This window comes from Enterobacter sp. GER_MD16_1505_Eko_090 (genome assembly GCF_003331015.1).
In the GTDB taxonomy this organism is placed as follows: Bacteria; Pseudomonadota; Gammaproteobacteria; order Enterobacterales; family Enterobacteriaceae; genus Enterobacter; species Enterobacter roggenkampii.
The window spans coordinates 191,081-208,576 of record NZ_PUQF01000009.1 but is presented as its reverse complement, the minus strand read 5'-3'; the positions used below and the strand labels follow the sequence as shown (position 1 = coordinate 208,576).

Sequence of the window (17,496 nt, the reverse complement as noted above, 5' to 3'; positions counted from 1 at the left end):
CTCAGAAGTGAAACGCCGTAGCGCCGATGGTAGTGTGGGGTCTCCCCATGTGAGAGTAGGGAACTGCCAGGCATCAAACAAGTGAAGAGGCCATCCGAAAGGATGGCCTTTTTGCGTTTCTGCGCTGCACAAACAGATCCCCCAACACCCTGCTTATACGGTAAACTACCTGCGTTTTTGCATCAGGATAGCGTCTATGAACCACTCCCTTAAGCCCTGGAATACCTTTGGCATTCAACGCAATGCTAATCAAATTGTACGTGCCGATACTGCACAGCAGCTGCTGGATGCATGGCAAAGCGCAACAGAAAATAACGAACCCGTACTGATTTTGGGCGAAGGAAGTAATGTCCTGTTTCTCGACGATTTTGCGGGAACGGTGATTATTAACCGCATCATGGGAATTGATGTGGAAGAGCATGCCGATAGCTGGCATCTGCACGTGGGTGCCGGAGAAAACTGGCATCACCTGGTGCAATTTACCCTCGAAAAAGAGATTCCGGGTCTGGAAAACCTTGCGCTTATTCCAGGCTGCGCCGGCTCGTCACCCATTCAAAACATCGGCGCCTACGGCATCGAACTGAAGCACGTCTGTGACTATGTCGACTGCATCGAACTGGCGACCGGAACGGCCACGCGTTTAACGGCAGAACAGTGCCGTTTTGGCTATCGTGACAGTATCTTCAAGCATGAATATCAGGATCGCTACGTGATTGTCGCCGTGGGCCTGCGTCTGTCGAAGAACTGGCAGCCTGTTTTGACCTACGGGGATTTAACGCGTCTCGATCCGGCTACCGTTACCGCCCGCGACGTTTTTGACTCGGTTTGCCATATGCGGATGACCAAGCTTCCCGATCCAAAAGTAAACGGAAATGCAGGAAGCTTCTTCAAAAACCCGGTGATCGGCGGCGAAAATGCCCGACGTTTTCTGGAGGAGTGGCCAACCGCGCCACATTATCCTCAGGCAGATGGCAGCGTGAAGCTGGCAGCAGGATGGCTTATCGATCAATGCCAGCTAAAAGGCACTTCAGTAGGCGGGGCAGCCGTTCACCGACAGCAGGCTCTGGTGCTGATTAACCAGCGCGATGCAACCAGCGACGATGTGGTACAGCTGGCTCATTATGTTCGTCAGCGTGTGGGCGAAAAATTTAACGTCTGGCTGGAGCCAGAAGTCCGCTTCATTGGTCGCACAGGAGAAGTCAACGCCGTGGAGACTATCGCATGAAGGACAATACGGTCCCGTTAACCCTGATTGGTATCCTGGCGGATGGTGAATTCCATTCCGGCGAGCAACTGGGTGAACAGCTCGGCATGAGCCGCGCCGCCATTAATAAACATATCCAGACGCTTCGCGACTGGGGGGTTGATGTGTTCACGGTTCCCGGAAAAGGGTACAGCCTGCCGGAGCCGATACAATTATTGAATGAAGACACGATCCGCAGCCAGATTGGACACGGTAATGTGGCGGTGCTGCCTGTTATTGATTCGACGAACCAGTATCTGCTGGATCGTCTGCCTGAGCTGAAATCCGGCGATGCCTGCGTTGCTGAGTATCAGCAGGCCGGCCGCGGTCGTCGTGGCCGCAAGTGGTTTTCCCCCTTTGGTGCCAACCTCTATCTGTCTATGTACTGGCGACTCGATCAGGGCCCGGCTGCTGCCATTGGCCTGAGTCTGGTCATCGGTATCGTTATGGCAGAGGTGCTGCACGATCTGGGTGCGGATCAAGTGCGTGTTAAATGGCCTAACGATCTGTACCTCAACGATCGTAAACTTGCCGGCATTCTGGTCGAACTGACGGGCAAAACGGGCGATGCGGCGCAAATCGTCATCGGCGCGGGCCTCAATATGGTGATGCGCAATGTCCAGAATGATGTGGTGAATCAGGCCTGGACTAACCTCCAGGAGGCGGGGATCGTCATCGATCGTAACACCCTTGCCGTACGTATGATTAAAGAGCTGCGCAGCTCGCTCACGCTTTTTGAGCAGGAAGGGCTGGCACCGTTCCTGTCTCGTTGGGAAAAACTGGATAACTTCATCAACCGCCCGGTGAAATTGCTGATTGGGGATAAAGAGATCTACGGCACTTCCCGCGGTATTGACGCTCAGGGCGCGCTGCTCCTGGAGCAGGATGGCGTGATCAAACCCTGGATGGGCGGTGAGATTTCCCTGCGGAGTGCCGAATAACCGGATGGAGTGAATGATGCGAAAAACCGTCTGCGCGACGCTGGCCGTCATGATGAGCGTGTTGTTCTCACCCCTCTCTCAGGCGGGTCAGGCCTGGGAGAATTATAAGGCACGCTTTTTCAAACCGGAAGGCCGCATTGTCGATACCGGCAATGGCGGCGTGTCGCATACGGAAGGTCAGGGATTTGCCATGCTGATGGCAGTGGCCAACGACGATAAGGCCACGTTCGATAAGCTCTGGCAATGGACAAACCGTGAGCTGAAGAACAAAGAGAACGGTCTGTTTTACTGGCGCTATAACCCCGCAGAGTCCAACCCGGTCGCTGACAAAAACAATGCCGCCGATGGCGATGTGCTGATTGCCTGGGCGCTGCTTAAAGCCGATGCCCGCTGGCACGAAAAACGCTACGGTGCCGCATCGGATGCCATCACAAAAGCGCTGGTTGCCCATAGCGTCATCCGCTATGCGGGTTACCGCGTGATGCTGCCCGGCGCCCAGGGATTTAAGCTTGACGGTGAAGTGGTTCTTAATCCTTCCTATTTTGTGTTTCCGGCCTGGCAGGCCTTCGCCGGACGCAGTCATTTGCCTGTCTGGCGTGAATTGATCAAGGACGGGAAGCGCCTGCTGGGGAAAATGGGCTCGGGTAAAGCGGAGCTGCCCGCTGACTGGGTCTCGCTGGCATCAGATGGCAAGCTGGAACCTGCCAAAAGCTGGCCGCCGCGTATGAGCTATGACGCGATTCGTATTCCGCTGTACCTTGCCTGGTCTGATAAGCAAAGCCCGCTCCTGGCGCCGTGGAAAGCCTGGTTTGGTCAGTTCCCCCGGGAACAAACGCCCGCCTGGGTTAACGTCATGACCAACGAATATGCGCCCTACATGATGGAAGGCGGCCTGTTGGCTGTACGCGATTTAACGATGGGACAGTCTTCCGGAGAACCCGAAATCACCTCTAAAGACGACTACTATTCGGCAAGTCTGAAAATGCTGGTGTGGATTTCAGCGCAATAATAACGCACTGGCTATCCCCTCTCCCCGATGGGGAGAGGGTTAGGGGTAAATCAGTTACTGCGGATACGGTACCCAATCCCCGCCGTTCAGGCGAACGTACGGTTTGTTCTGATACTGAATGACGACCGCGTTGGCGTTCTCAGAGACTTCTGCCGTTTGCGGCAGGTTGCTGGTGAGCTGATCCCAGTTCACGCTATCTTCCACAAACAGCTTCCCGTCAACGGCACGGGCAACCAGTTCAGAGATCGCCAGATAGCTGGTCGGCTGGGTGATTTCAATCGGTGCGCCCTGATGGGGTGCTTTCATACCAAAGAATTTAATGCCAGCAGGCACGTTAGTGATGGATGGGCTTGGGATATCACGCAGACCCGACACCTGCATTCTGTCGCCTTTCAGCGCGCCGCCGTGCTCAGGTACCACAACCACCATCACTTTACGGCCTGATTTTTCCAGCTCCGTGAAGAACGCGTCCAGCTCGTCGAAGAACTTCTGCGCACGCACTTTATAATCTGCCGTTTTGCTTACGCCCGGGAAATGGTTACCGTCGTGGAGCGGCAGGGTGTTAAAGAAGGTCGCACTGCGCGGATTACTGTCTTTCTCGATGGTCTGAAGCCAGCGCTGCAGCACGGCGGTATCGTCATAAACCGGCGAGCCGTCGAAGCCCAGCAGAGTAACGGGAAGACCAGTTTGATCCATCAACGGTGCCTGCATACCACCCTGTTCACGCACCTCTTTCAGGAAGTTACCGAACTGGCCGTTATGTCCCAGCATCAGATGCTGCGTAAAGCCCAGTTTGGCGAGGTTATCAAACAGATAACACTGATTGCCGGCAGGCTGATACAGATTCTTATGCGATGCCTGACCGCAGCTTGCACGCAGCAGGCGGATTGCTGCCGGGCCGCTGTACGAGGTGGCAGAGTTAAAATCTTTAAACTGAATGTCGAAATGCGACCACAGCGGATGGGACATCAAACCGGCTGCATCCACGTCGGCCCATGAGAGAGAGCAGATGTTGATCACCAGCAATTCAAACGGCTGAGCATCCGCCGGCAGCGCGTCCGGGAATTTAGTCTGTCGCTTGTCTTCCGCAGTGTAGAAGCTGGAGAGCCAGGCGTTCAGATTTGTGGAGGTCGGCGGTGCGGTCTGGGTTGGGATATCGCCCACTACAGGCGTATCGCCAGCCGTGGTAACGGTTGCTGCTGCGCTTCCCCCTGTGGTGGTCACCGTGGTGGTCGGTTGACCAGCAGGCCACAGCGAAAAGCCCGGACCAGCCAGCGTCAGCACGTTCAGCCAGATCATAATCGCGACGACAAACACCGTGATGCGGATCCACTGTGACAGGAACAGCCAGGCAACCAGCAGCACAAATACCGCGCCAATCATCTGCCAGTTAATAAACCGCTCGGTCAGATCGAGGACATAGCTGGCGCTAAAGCCGGCTACCTGCGACCCCTGGCTCATAATGCTGTCCGGCCCCGGTAACCAGGTATCATGCCAGAACAGCGCAAAGCCGACAGGGATGGCTATCCAGTGACGCAAGCGATGCAGCCTGATGTTCGGCAGGGGCATCAGCAGGAAGGCCATAAACACCAGGTTGAGAAGAGGATGGAAATTCAGATAGCCTGCCCACAGCAGACCAAACTTCACCAGAAAGTAGAAGTTCCAGCCGGAAAGGCCGCGCCAGTATTGCCAGAGCGGCGAGGGTGACGAAGCGGTATAGGTAGAATTAGTCATGTTTTCGGTCTGCCTTGACGTGTGATGCCCGTGTCAGTGTTCCGGCTGGTTTTACATAGCGAGGTTTTATAAACAGCACTCTGGCCGTATCACGGATACGACGTATGGAATGGCGTGCATAGTAGCCAAGCGGGAAAAAGATCAGCGCACAGAATATAACCAGTTGGATGATATCGCTGATATTCATGATGGTGCGTTCTCCGCGTTGTCCGTTAATAAGCGAAGGGGCTCCGGAACCCGGCGCCAGATATGGCCATCATGTCTGGCATTGAGGATCGGTTTCGCATCGCTCTTAATTGCGAGCGGTTTAGCCCATTGTTCAGGCTGGAGCGCACGCATCTGTACCAGCTCCGCGCTGATCGTATTATCTTCGAACCAAATCATACGGTTCGAGAAAATATCCCCGGTAGGCAGGGGGAAGATATGGTTTAGCGCCGTATCGAGATCGTTGACCCGGCAGAATGACAAAAACAGCACCAGGCGATTGTCGCCAATGGTCATGATATCTCCCGTACGGTTGGGGCGACACAAGGTGAGCGCCTGTTCAACGCGGATACCCGGTACAGGACGCAGGGCAACCATAACCCCTTTTCCGTCTGCAGGAAGAAGCGTATTGCTCATCATGTTGCCGACGGCGTCGCAGAAGGTATCCCATTTTTGATATCCACGCAGCTTCATCGGCTGCGTCATAGAGAGCAGCGTGGAAATGTCTTCCGGTACATGGCGGCTAAACTGCTGGCCCTGAACGCTTTCGATCAGCGTCAGGCAGCGTGACAGCGGCGCATTCCACGGAATAACCATATTTGCCCCGCAGCCAAGAAGCAGGCGCTCATCGGTGGCGCGCAGGCTGGTATTGTTTTCGCGCACGATGATTTTTAACGCGCTTCCGCGCTGGCGGCGCAGGGTGTGGATTTGCCTTGCCAGCGTCTCAATCTGGTTATTCTGCATCAATGAGAAAATAAGGGTCGCCGCCTGGGTTGTGCGGGCTTCGTGGAAAAGGTCTTCGTTAGATTCAAACAGCGACCAGTTTTCCGACAGGGCCGGTGCCCCCTCTAAAACCGCGATATGGCTCAGGATACGTTTTTCATCACTGCGCGGTTGCACCACGGTTTCTTCCTGCTGTGCCAGGTGCCACTTACCCTCGATATGTTTCAGCGTAAGTTGTTGTCTGGCGCTCACGCCTTTTTCATTACACCAGAATGCAATATCGTAGAGATAGCTGCCCACCTGGTCACGAACGCTTGCCAGACCGAACAGAGAACGATATTCACCCATTAAAAGTGAGAACAGCTTGTCATTATTACTGCCGGGATTGACTATCAGTAGCGTGCAATTTTGAAATTTTGCCCATTTATTGATTTTTTCCAGCCAGGGCAGCAGTTTTTCAGCAGGGATATTTTGGAGGACGTTATTTGCACATTTAAGAATCACTAAATAGTGATCCGGATCAATAGTGCACTGAACGTCGCGGGACAAAAAGTATAGACTATCGGCTTCCGATGTCATGGAAAATAATCGCACCGTCTGAGGGCCGCGATCGTTTTCCAGCGTGATAATTTTCTTCGGATCTTCGCCCATGCTAATGACAGCCACGCGGGAATCCTTATCCTGGGCAGCAATTGTCTGGTTTACCAGACTGATAGCATCTTCATTACGGTCCGTATTAATCCACCAGACTCCTCCGACTGGCATGTGGCTCAATTCGTCCCATAATGACTGGATGCCAATAGAAAATATGGAGTCCACGGTGTCCCTCTTTTCGTCTAATTTATCTGTATCTCAGTTTACTAGCGAAAGCGTAGAAATAAACCTAACATTGAAATTAAAGAACATCAGATTTAGCATGTAAATGAAATTTCATAGGGCAGGATGCCTCGCTACTTCTGAACTGGCGATTTTACGCAAAGGGATGGAAAAAGAATGGATAATAACGAACCCGGAACCCCAGTCGACTCGACCCTGGGTTACACATTCCAAAACGATTTTCTGGCGCTGACGCAGGCCTTTTCTTTACCTGAAATAGATTACACCGATATTTCCCAGCGGGAACAGTTGGCTGCGGCTATTAAACGCTGGCCGTTATTAGCTGAATTCGCCCATCAACAATAAGGGAGCCATTGATGGCCATACTCGGATTACAGGGTGTCCGTGGGGGTGTGGGTACCACATCTGTTACCGCGGCGCTGGCGTGGTCATTACAGCTTTTAGGTGAATCGGTGCTGGTTATTGACGCCTGCGCCGATAATTTGCTGCGTATGTCGTTTAACGTCGACTTTACTCGCGAAGAGGGCTGGGCCCGCGCGCTGCTTGACGATAAAGACTGGCAGGATGCAGGTATGCGCTATACCTCCCTTCTTGACCTGCTGCCGTTTGGTCAACTGACCACTACGGAACGCGAGAATGAAGCCGCCTACCAGCGCCTGTTTTCACAATTCACGCTGGCGCTGCAGAGCCTGAGGGAAAAGGGGCACTACAAGTGGATCCTGCTGGATCTGCCGCACGGTGCCGGCACGCTGACACGACAGCTTATCGCCCAGTGCGATCATGTCCTCTCGATCGTTAACGTCGATGCGAACTGCCATATCCGCCTGCACCAGCAGGGACTGCCTCAAAATGGCCATATCCTGATTAACGATTTGCGCATTGGCAGCCAGATCCAGGACGATCTCTATCAGGTCTGGCTGCAAAGCCAGCGCCGCCTGCTTCCGATTGTCATCCATCGTGATGAGGGAATGGCGGAATGCCTTGCGTCTAAGCAACCGCTCGGTGAATACCGCAGCGATTCACTGGCGGCAGAAGAGATCCTGACGCTGGCTAACTGGTGTCTGCTGAACTTCGCCAACAGGGCGGAGCATGCAGGGAGTGCTGTATGAGTCGTCTCGCCAGCTGGTTACTCATCCCACCGGTCAGTTCGCGTTTGAGCGAACATTACCGGCATTTTCGCCGTCACGGTGCGTCGGCATTTAGCGCCGCGCTCGGCTGTTTCTGGATGATTCTGGCCTGGATGTTTATACCGCTTGAACACCCGCGCTGGCAGCGCATACGTGCCCGGCACAGCGAGCTATATCCGCACATTAATCCTGACCGGCCGCGTCCACTGGATCCGGCGCGCTATCTCATTCAGGCCATCTGGCTGGTGGCGACCTCATCCCGCGCGGAGACAAAAACGCCGCACTGGCGGAGCTTCTCCCGCGTGCAGCAGTTACGTGAACGCTACCATCAGTGGCTGGACAGACTGCCCGACAGCGTAAGCGATAAGACCAGCCATCTGGATAACCATAAAGAGCTCGGGCATCTCCACCCGGGCTTGCGGCGTTTTATCCTCGGCGTAATCGTCGTGTTCTCGCTCATTCTGGCGCTGGTCTGCATTACGCAGCCTTTCAACCCTCTGGCGCAGTTCACTTTCCTGATCCTGCTGTGGGGCGTGGCGCTGCTGGTGCGCCGAATTCCGGGTCGCTTCTCGGCGCTGATGCTGATCGTGTTGTCGCTGACCGTCTCCTGCCGCTACATCTGGTGGCGTTATACCTCGACGCTGAACTGGGACGACCCGGTGAGTCTGGTGTGCGGCCTGGTGCTGCTGTTTGCTGAAACCTATGCCTGGATTGTGCTGGTGCTGGGCTATTTCCAGGTGATTTGGCCGCTCAACCGCCAGCCGGTTCCGCTGCCAAAGGACACGACCCAGTGGCCAACCGTCGATCTCTTCGTCCCGACCTACAACGAAGACCTGAGCGTGGTGAAGAACACCATCTATGCCGCGCTGGGCATCGACTGGCCGAAAGACAAGCTCAAGGTCTGGATCCTGGATGACGGCAACCGCCCGGCGTTCCGCCAGTTCGCGGAGGAGGTTGGCGTCGAGTACATCGCCCGTCCGACGCACGAACACGCTAAGGCGGGGAACATCAACAACGCGTTGAAGTATGCCACCGGGGAGTTTGTCTCGATTTTTGACTGCGACCACGTGCCGACGCGCTCGTTCCTGCAGATGACCATGGGCTGGTTCCTGAAGGAGAAAGAGCTGGCGATGATGCAGACGCCGCACCACTTCTTCTCGCCGGACCCGTTTGAACGTAACCTTGGCCGCTTCCGCAAAACTCCGAACGAAGGCACGCTGTTCTATGGGCTGGTACAGGACGGAAACGACATGTGGGACGCCACCTTCTTCTGCGGCTCATGCGCCGTTATCCGCCGTAAGCCGCTGGATGAAATTGGCGGTATCGCCGTCGAAACGGTCACTGAAGATGCGCACACCTCTCTGCGCCTGCACCGTCGTGGCTATACCTCTGCCTATATGCGCATTCCGCAGGCGGCCGGTCTGGCAACCGAGTCACTGTCCGCGCACATTGGCCAGCGTATTCGCTGGGCGCGCGGCATGGTGCAGATTTTCCGTCTCGATAACCCTCTGATCGGGAAAGGACTCAAGCTGGCGCAGCGTCTTTGCTACGTCAATGCCATGTTCCACTTCTTGTCCGGCATTCCGCGGCTGATCTTCCTGACCGCGCCGCTGGCGTTCCTGCTTCTTCATGCTTATATCATCTACGCTCCCGCGCTGATGATTGCGCTGTTTGTTCTGCCGCACATGATCCACGCGAGCCTGACGAACTCGAAGATACAGGGTAAATACCGCCACTCCTTCTGGAGTGAAATCTACGAAACGGTGCTGGCCTGGTACATCGCGCCGCCGACGATGGTGGCGCTGATTAACCCGCACAAAGGTAAATTCAACGTCACCGCGAAGGGCGGGCTGGTGGAGGAGGAGTACGTCGACTGGGTGATCTCCCGGCCGTATATCTTCCTGGTGCTGCTGAATATCGTGGGCGTCATTGCGGGTATCTGGCGCTACTTCTACGGTCCGGAAAACGAAATCCTGACCGTCTTCGTCAGTATGGCCTGGGTCTTCTACAACCTGATTATCCTCGGCGGCGCGGTGGCGGTGTCGGTGGAGAGCAAACAGGTTCGTCGCGCGCATCGCGTGGAAATCTGCATGCCAGCGGCGATCGCCCGTGAAGATGGCCATCTCTTCTCCTGTACCGTGCACGACTTCTCTGACGGCGGTCTGGGGATCAAAATCAACGGCCAGGCGAAGGTGCTGGAAGGGCAAAAAGTTAACCTGCTGCTTAAGCGCGGCCAGCAGGAGTATGTCTTCCCGACGCAGGTCGTTCGCGTGGTGGGCAATGAAGTCGGCCTACAGCTGATGCCGTTGACCAAAAAGCAACATATCGATTTTGTGCAGTGTACGTTTGCCCGCGCGGATACGTGGGCTCTCTGGCAGGACAGCTTCCCGGAGGATAAGCCTCTGGAAAGCCTGCTGGATATTCTGAAGCTGGGGTTCCGTGGCTATCGTCACCTTGCAGAATTTGCCCCGTCGTCGGTGAAATTAATTTTCCGGTCACTTACTTCGCTGGTTTCCTGGGTCGTGTCGTTCATTCCTCGTCGTCCTGAGCGGGATGAGGCGAAGCAGGCGGACCCGGTTATGGCTCAACAATGATGATAACGCGATGAAAACAAAACTTTCCTGGTTATGTGCAGTGGCAATGGGGATGAATGCGATCCCCGCAACAATGGCTAACGCAGCCCCGGGTAACGCAGCGGCAACGCCTGCGCCAACCGTACCTGTCGTCGCGCAAGCAACCGATCCGGTTGTCACCGCGGCACCGGGTCAAACTGAAAACATCATGCCGAACCAGCCAACGGAGGGGAACACCCTGCCGGCAGACGGCCAGGTCATCGGGCAGGTGATGCCGGGCGTCCGGGGGGCGAATGCGCCCGTCGTTGCGGACAATGCGCCGTCGCGTGACGTGAAGCTGACCTTCGCGCAAATTGCGCCGCCTCCGGGCAGCATGGTGCTGCGCGGCATCAACCCTAACGGCGGCATTGAATTTGGTATGCGCAGCGACGAGGTCGTCTCTAATGCGGTGCTGAATCTCGAATACACGCCGTCGCCATCGCTGCTGCCGACCCAGTCTCAGCTGAAGGTCTATCTGAATGACGAACTGATGGACGTTCTGCCGGTCACGAAAGAGCAGCTCGGCAAGAAAACGCAGGCGCAGGTGCCGATCAACCCGCTGTTCATCACCGACTTTAACCGTATCCGCCTGGAGTTTGTCGGCCACTACCGCGATGTCTGCGAAAACCCAGCCAGCAACACGCTGTGGATGGACGTCGGGCGTAACTCCTCGCTGCAGATGACCTACCAGTCGCTGGCGCTGAAAAACGATCTCTCAGCCTTCCCGGTTCCGTTCTTCGATCCGCGTGATAACCGCCCGCTCACGCTGCCGATGGTGTTCGCATCGTCCCCGGACGTGACCGAGCAGCTGGCGGCCACCATTGTGGCCTCCTGGTTTGGTTCACGCGCGGGCTGGCGTGGTCAGAGCTTCCCGGCGATGTATGACAAACTGCCGGACAGAAATGCCATTGTGTTTGCCACCAATGCAAAACGTCCGGCCTTCCTGCGCGATCATCCGGACGTCAACGCGCCGACCGTTGAGATGATAAGCCACCCGGAAAACCCGTACGTGAAGCTGCTGGTGGTCTTTGGTCGTGATGATAAAGATCTGGTTCAGGCAGCAAAAGCCATTGCCCAGGGCAACGTCCTTTTCCGCGGCAACAGCGTCGTGATAGATGAGGTCAAGCCGCTGCTGGCGCGTAAACCTTATGATGCGCCAAACTGGGTGCGTACCGACCGTGCGGTCACCTTTGGCGAGCTGAAAACCTATGAAGAACAGCTGCAGGCGACGGGGCTTGAGCCAGCGCCGATTAGCCTGTCGCTGAATCTGCCGCCGGATCTGTACCTGCTGCGTACCAACGGCATTGATATCAATCTGAACTACCGCTATACCGCGCCAGCCACCAAAGACAGCTCGCGCATGGATATCAGCCTGAACAACCAGTTCCTGCAATCCTTCAGCCTGCAAAGCACGCAGGATACGAACCGCCTGATGCTTCGTCTGCCGGTGCTGCAGGGGCTGCTGGACGGTAAAACGGATGTTTCTATTCCGGCACTGAAGCTGGGTGCGATAAACCAGCTGCGCTTTGATTTCCAGTACATGAACCCAATGCCTGGCGGCTCGGCGGAAAACTGCATCACCTTCCAGCCGGTGCAGAACCACGTGGTGATTGGCGATGAGTCGACCATCGACTTCTCGAAGTACTATCACTTCCTGGCGATGCCGGACCTGCGCGCCTTTGCTAACGCGGGCTTCCCGTTCAGCCGTATGGCCGATCTCTCTGAGTCCATTGTGGTAATGCCAAAAGCGCCAAACGAAGGTCAGGTTACGACCCTGCTCGACACCATGGCGACCGTTGGAGGACAAACAGGATTACCGGCCATTAACGTCACGTTGACGGACGATGGCAGCCAGATTCAGAACAAAGATGCTGACATCATGGTGATCGGGACCATCCCGGATAAGCTGAAGGATGACAAACGTATCGATCTGCTGGTGAAAGCGGCTCTGTCCTGGGTCAATACGCCGCTGCGACAGACCGAGTTCCCGAGCATTATGCCGGATGTGAACGATCGTCAGGCCAGCGCGCAGACGACAGTAACGTCTCAGGGGGCGATGGCCGCGGTGGTGGGCTTCCAGTCGCCTTACAACGAACAGCGCAGCGTGGTGGCTCTCCTCGCGGACAGCCCGCGCGGGTATGAACTGCTCAATACGGCCATGAACGACAGCGGTAAACGTGCCGCGATGTTTGGTTCCGTGTCGGTGATCCGTGAGTCCGGCGTCAATAGCCTGCGCGTGGGGGATGTGTACTACGTGGGCCATCTGCCGTGGTTCGAACGCCTGTGGTATGCGCTGGCTAACCATCCGGTTCTGCTCGCTATCCTGGCTGCGGTCAGCGTGGTCTTGCTGGCATGGGTGCTGTGGCGTCTGCTGCGAATCATCAGCCGTCGTCGTCTGAACCCGGATGAGTAAGATGTGATGAAAGCCTTTCGCTGGTGTGTATTAGCAGCGGTGATGCTGGCGGCGCTTCCTCTTCGCGCCGCCTGTACCTGGCCTGCCTGGGAGCAGTTTAAAAAGGACTACATCAGTGAAGGCGGGCGCGTCATTGATCCCAGTGACACGCGCAAAATTACGACCTCGGAAGGGCAAAGCTACGCCCTGTTCTTTGCCCTGGCGGCGAACGATCGCAAAGCCTTTGACCTGCTGCTGACGTGGACGCGCGATAATCTCGCCAGCGGCGATCTCAACGCCCATCTGCCTGCCTGGCTATGGGGTCAGAAAGATAAAGACGCCTGGGCGGTGATTGATAACAACTCCGCCTCTGATGCCGATGTCTGGATCGCCTGGTCACTGCTCGAAGCGGGTCGGCTGTGGAAAGATCGGGACTATACCCGCACGGGTAAGGCGCTGCTGAAACGCATTGTCAGCGAGGAAGTGGTCAACGTCCCGGGGCTCGGCGCAATGCTGCTTCCTGGTAAAGTCGGTTTTGCCGATGAGAACGCCTGGCGTTTTAACCCCAGCTATCTTCCTCCGCAGCTAGCGGCTTATTTCACGCGCTTTGGTTCCCCGTGGACCCAGCTTCGTGAAACTAACCTGCGCCTGCTGCTTGAGAGTGCGCCGAAAGGTTTTTCGCCGGACTGGGTGCAGTATCAGAAAAACAAAGGCTGGCGGTTACAGCAGGAGAAAGCGCTGGTGGGCGGCTACGACGCCATCCGCGTGTATCTCTGGGTGGGCATGATGAGTGATAAAGATCCTCAGAAAGCCCGGCTCCTGACGCGCTTCCAGCCGATGGCGGCAAAGACCGTGAAACGGGGTGTGCCGCCGGAGAAAGTGGATGTGGCGACGGGGAAACGTACCGGTGACGGCCCGGTCGGGTTCTCTGCCGCTATGCTGCCGTTTTTACAACAACGTGATGCCCAGGCGGTTCAGCGCCAGCGCGTTGCAGACCATTTTCCCGATAACAATGCCTATTACAGCTATGTGCTGACGCTTTTTGGGCAAGGATGGGATCAGCATCGTTTTCGCTTCACCGCAAAAGGTGAATTAATACCGGATTGGGGCCAGGAATGCGCAAGTTCACAGTAAATCTACTCAGTTTATCGCTTGGCCTGGCGCTTATGCCGTGGGCACAGGCCGCCAACTCTCCGCAGCAGAAACAGCTGCTGGAGCAGGTCAGGCTGGGCGAATCGACACAGCGTGAGGATTTGGTTCGTCAGTCGCTCTATCGCCTTGAGCTGATTGACCCCAACAACCCTGACGTCATTGCCGCCCGCTTTCGCTACCTGCTGCGTCAGGGCGATAACGCCGGCGCGCAAAAAGAGCTGGATCGTCTGAAAGGGATCGCCCCGGGTTCGAGCGCTTACCAGTCCTCACGCAACACCATGCTGCTTTCTACTCCGGATGGCCGACAGCAGCTCCAGCAGGCGCGACTGCTCGCCACTACGGGGCACACGCAGGAAGCGATTGCCGCCTATGATAAGCTGTTTGACGGCAACCCACCGGGTGGCGACGTGGCGACGGAATACTGGAACGTCGTGGCGAAAGATCCAGCTCGCCGCGGTGCGGCCATTAACCAGCTGAAAAAAATTAACAGCAGCAGCCCCGGGAATACGCAGCTGCAGACAACGCTGGCCCAGCTTCTGTTCCAGAGCGGACGACGTGATGAAGGCTTTGCGGTACTGCAGGAGATGGCCAAATCCACCAATGGCCGCGGCCAGGCGTCTGATATGTGGTACGACCAAATCAAAGACCAGCCTGCCAGCAGCGCCAGCGTCAGCGCGCTGCAAAAATATCTGAGCGTATTCAGCGACGGGGATAGCGTCGCTGCGGCGCGTGCCCAGCTTGAAGCGCAGCAAAAACAGCTCGCCGATCCGGCGTTCCGCGCGAAAGCGGATGGGCTCGCGGCGGTGGACGCCGGGCAGGGCAGTAAGGCGGTGGCCGAGCTGCAAAAAGCCGTCAGCGCCAACCATGCCGACAGTGAAGCGGTGGGTGCCCTGGGGCAGGCGTATTCCCAGAAGGGCGACCGTGCCCGCGCGGTAGCGCAGTTTGAAAAGGCGATTGCCCTCGATCCGCAGAGCGATAACCGGGGTAAATGGGACAGTCTTCTGAAGGTTAACCGCTACTGGCTGCTGATCCAGCAGGGCGATGCGGCGCTGAAGGCGAATAACCCGGCGCAGGCAGAGCGTTACTATCAGCAGGCGCGTAACATCGACAATACCGACAGCTATGCGGTGCTGGGGCTGGGCGACGCCGCCGCGGCGCGTAAAGATAACGACGCGGCGGAGCGTTATTACCGTCAGGCGCTGCGAATGGACAGCGGCAACAGCAACGCGGTTCGCGGCCTGGCCAATATTTACCGCGCGCAGTCCCCGGAGAAAGCCTCGCAGTTTATCCAGTCGCTTTCCGCCAGCCAGCGTCGGAGCATTGATGATATCGAGCGTAGTCTGACCAACGAGCAGCTCTCCGCCCAGGCCGAACAGCTGGAAAATCAGGGGAAATACGCCCAGGCAGCAGAAATCCAGCGTCGTCGTCTGGCGCTCTCTCCTGGCGACGTGTGGATAACCTATCGTCTGTCGCGCGATCTCTACAGCGCGGGTCAGCGCAGCCAGGCAGACACCCTGATGCGTCAGCTTGCCCGCCAGAAACCGTCCGACCCGGATCAGGTCTATGCCAGCGGGCTCTATCTTTCCGGAAACGATCAGGACCGTGCTGCGCTGGCGCATCTGGACACGCTGCCGCGCAGCCAGTGGAACAGCAATATTCAGGAACTTGCCGACCGCCTGCAAAGCAATCAGGTGCTGGAAACCGCCAACCGCCTGCGGGACAGCGGTAAAGAGCAGGAGGCGGAGAATCTTCTTCGCCAGCAGCCAACCTCCACCCGCATCGACCTGACGCTGGCGGACTGGGCACAGCAGCGTGGCGATCTGAACTCCGCGAAAACGACGTACAACGCCGTCCTGCAGCGTGAGCCGCAGAACGAAGACGCGATCCTCGGCCTGACCGAGATTTACAGCGCCCAGGGTAACAAAGATGCCGCGCGCGCGGAGCTGGCGAAGCTGCCCGCCGCGCAGAACGGCCAGCCGCTGTCGCTCAATATGCAGCGCCGCATCGCGATGGCGCAGGCGGGGCTGGGTGATTCCGCCGCGGCAGAACAGACCTTCAGTAAAATCATTCCGCAGGCTAAATCGCAGCCCGGATCAATGGAAAACGCGCTGGTGCTGCGTGATGCCGCGCGTTTCCAGGCGCAGAACGGGCAGCCTCAGCAGGCGCTGGAAACCTATAAAGATGCGATGGTATCGACGGGTATCACCACGACGCGTCCGGCTGATAACGACAGTTTCACCCGTCTGACGCGTAACGATGAAAAAGACGACTGGCTGAAGCGCGGCGTGCGCAGTGATGCCGGTGAGTTGTACCGCCAGCAGGATGTTAACGTCACGCTGCAGCACGATTACTGGGGCTCCAGCGGCACGGGTGGCTATTCCGATCTGAAAGCGCATACCACCATGCTGCAGGTGGATGCGCCGCTCTCTGACGGGCGCATGTTCTTCAGAAGCGATCTGGTCAATATGGACGTCGGATCATTCGATACCAGGAACGGGACTTACGACCCTAAATGGGGAACCTGCTACGAAACGCCGTGTAGCGGTAACACCCATCAGTCAGACAATGGCGCAAGCGTCGCTGTCGGCTGGCAGAATAAAACCTGGGCGATGGATATTGGCACCACGCCGATGGGCTTTGACGTCGTCGACGTGGTGGGCGGCATCAGCTACAGCAGCGATCTGGGCCCTATCGGCTATACCGTTAACGCCCATCGTCGGCCAATCTCCAGCTCTCTGCTGGCCTTCGGCGGGCAAAAAGACACCAACACCGGCACCACCTGGGGCGGCGTACGCGCGACCGGTGGCGGCGTGAGCATCAGCTATGACAAAGGGGAAGCGAACGGCGTCTGGTCAAGCCTGAACGCGGAAACGCTGACGGGTAAAAATGTGGAGGATAACTGGCGCGTCCGCTGGATGACGGGTTACTACTACAAGCTCATTAATAAAAACAATGAGCGCCTGACGGTCGGCGTCTCCAACATGCTCTGGCACTACGACAAAGACCTGAGCGGTTATACCCTGGGTCAGGGCGGCTATTACAGTCCGCAGGAGTATGTCTCCTTCGCCTTGCCGGTAACCTGGCGTAAGCGCACGGAAAACTGGTCCTGGGAGCTGGGGGGCTCGGTCTCCTGGTCTCACTCCAAAACCAAAGACGAGCTGCGCTACCCGATCCAGAATCTGATCCCGACCGATGAGCCAGACCGCTATACCGACCGGGGCGTGATGGAAACCGGCAGCAGCTCCTCAGGCACGGGTTATACCGCGCGGGCCATTATTGAGCGCCGGGTTACGTCCAACTGGTTTGTTGGCATGGGCGTGGACATTCAGGAAGCGAAAGACTATACCCCAAGCCATGCGCTGATCTATGTGCGCTACTCTGCTGCAGGCTGGCAGGGCGATATGGACTTACCGCCGCAACCGCTCATCCCTTACGCGGACTGGTAATCGGATTTTCCTTAATCCATTTGTAAGTCTCTCTTAACAGCGCAGCAATCGGGTATACTCAGGCGCGCCAGGTTTA

General features: G+C 56.8%; 12 protein-coding genes. 9 read left to right on the top strand and 3 right to left on the bottom strand.

All coding sequences use genetic code 11. The annotated features are described in order from the left end of the window. Window positions 1-196: 196 nt before the first annotated feature. From murB to C6A40_RS12600, 3 genes are read left to right on the top strand one after another with little or no spacing between them, the layout of a single operon-like run. Window positions 197-1,225: a UDP-N-acetylmuramate dehydrogenase gene (gene murB / locus C6A40_RS12610; RefSeq protein ID WP_021242130.1), complete on the top strand. Its 1,029-nt coding sequence runs from the start codon at window positions 197-199 to the stop codon at window positions 1,223-1,225. Next, the gene (birA, locus tag C6A40_RS12605; RefSeq protein ID WP_008503241.1) at window positions 1,222-2,184 is read left to right on the top strand and encodes a bifunctional biotin--[acetyl-CoA-carboxylase] ligase/biotin operon repressor BirA; all 963 of its coding nucleotides are present in this window, start codon (window positions 1,222-1,224) and stop codon (window positions 2,182-2,184) included. The genes murB and birA overlap by 4 nt, the downstream gene beginning before the upstream one ends. 16 nt (window positions 2,185-2,200) lie before the next feature. Further along, window positions 2,201-3,193: a glycosyl hydrolase family 8 gene (locus C6A40_RS12600; RefSeq protein ID WP_045336759.1), complete on the top strand. Its 993-nt coding sequence runs from the start codon at window positions 2,201-2,203 to the stop codon at window positions 3,191-3,193. 54 nt (window positions 3,194-3,247) lie between these two features. Here C6A40_RS12600 and bcsG read toward each other — a convergent pair whose 3' ends face one another. Genes bcsG through bcsE form a run of 3 tightly spaced genes read right to left on the bottom strand, consistent with a single transcriptional unit; the run spans window position 3,248 to window position 6,673 of the window. Further along, window positions 3,248-4,927: a cellulose biosynthesis protein BcsG gene (bcsG, locus tag C6A40_RS12595; protein ID WP_008503239.1), complete on the bottom strand. Its 1,680-nt coding sequence runs from the start codon at window positions 4,925-4,927 to the stop codon at window positions 3,248-3,250. Continuing rightward, entirely contained in the window at window positions 4,920-5,117 is a 198-nt protein-coding gene (bcsF, locus tag C6A40_RS12590) for a cellulose biosynthesis protein BcsF (protein WP_024908822.1), read from the bottom strand. Before bcsF ends, bcsG begins: the two co-directional genes overlap by 8 nt. Next, window positions 5,111-6,673: a cellulose biosynthesis c-di-GMP-binding protein BcsE gene (bcsE, locus tag C6A40_RS12585; protein ID WP_023326268.1), complete on the bottom strand. Its 1,563-nt coding sequence runs from the start codon at window positions 6,671-6,673 to the stop codon at window positions 5,111-5,113. Before bcsE ends, bcsF begins: the two co-directional genes overlap by 7 nt. 174 nt (window positions 6,674-6,847) lie before the next feature. Between bcsE and bcsR the strand changes: the two genes are divergently transcribed. The 6 genes from bcsR to bcsC are packed head-to-tail and all read left to right on the top strand — an operon-like array spanning window position 6,848 to window position 17,420. After that, complete coding sequence (gene bcsR / locus C6A40_RS12580) at window positions 6,848-7,036, top strand: cellulose biosynthesis protein BcsR (protein WP_008503237.1); 189 nt, start codon at window positions 6,848-6,850, stop codon at window positions 7,034-7,036. Window positions 7,037-7,047: 11 nt separating this feature from the next. Continuing rightward, window positions 7,048-7,800 carry a cellulose biosynthesis protein BcsQ gene (gene bcsQ / locus C6A40_RS12575; protein WP_008503236.1) on the top strand — a complete coding sequence of 251 codons (753 nt, stop codon included), beginning with the start codon at window positions 7,048-7,050 and terminating at the stop codon, window positions 7,798-7,800. After that, window positions 7,797-10,412 carry a UDP-forming cellulose synthase catalytic subunit gene (gene bcsA, locus C6A40_RS12570; protein ID WP_021242136.1) on the top strand — a complete coding sequence of 872 codons (2,616 nt, stop codon included), beginning with the start codon at window positions 7,797-7,799 and terminating at the stop codon, window positions 10,410-10,412. Before bcsQ ends, bcsA begins: the two co-directional genes overlap by 4 nt. Window positions 10,413-10,422: 10 nt before the next feature. Further along, window positions 10,423-12,843 carry a cellulose biosynthesis cyclic di-GMP-binding regulatory protein BcsB gene (gene bcsB, locus C6A40_RS12565; protein WP_045336758.1) on the top strand — a complete coding sequence of 807 codons (2,421 nt, stop codon included), beginning with the start codon at window positions 10,423-10,425 and terminating at the stop codon, window positions 12,841-12,843. Between the two features lie 6 nt (window positions 12,844-12,849). Next, on the top strand, window positions 12,850-13,956 hold the full coding sequence (bcsZ, locus tag C6A40_RS12560; RefSeq protein ID WP_045336757.1) for a cellulose synthase complex periplasmic endoglucanase BcsZ: 1,107 nt from the start codon (window positions 12,850-12,852) through the stop codon (window positions 13,954-13,956). After that, on the top strand, window positions 13,938-17,420 hold the full coding sequence (gene bcsC / locus C6A40_RS12555) for a cellulose synthase complex outer membrane protein BcsC (protein ID WP_045336756.1): 3,483 nt from the start codon (window positions 13,938-13,940) through the stop codon (window positions 17,418-17,420). Before bcsZ ends, bcsC begins: the two co-directional genes overlap by 19 nt. The last annotated feature ends 76 nt before the right edge of the window (window positions 17,421-17,496 follow it).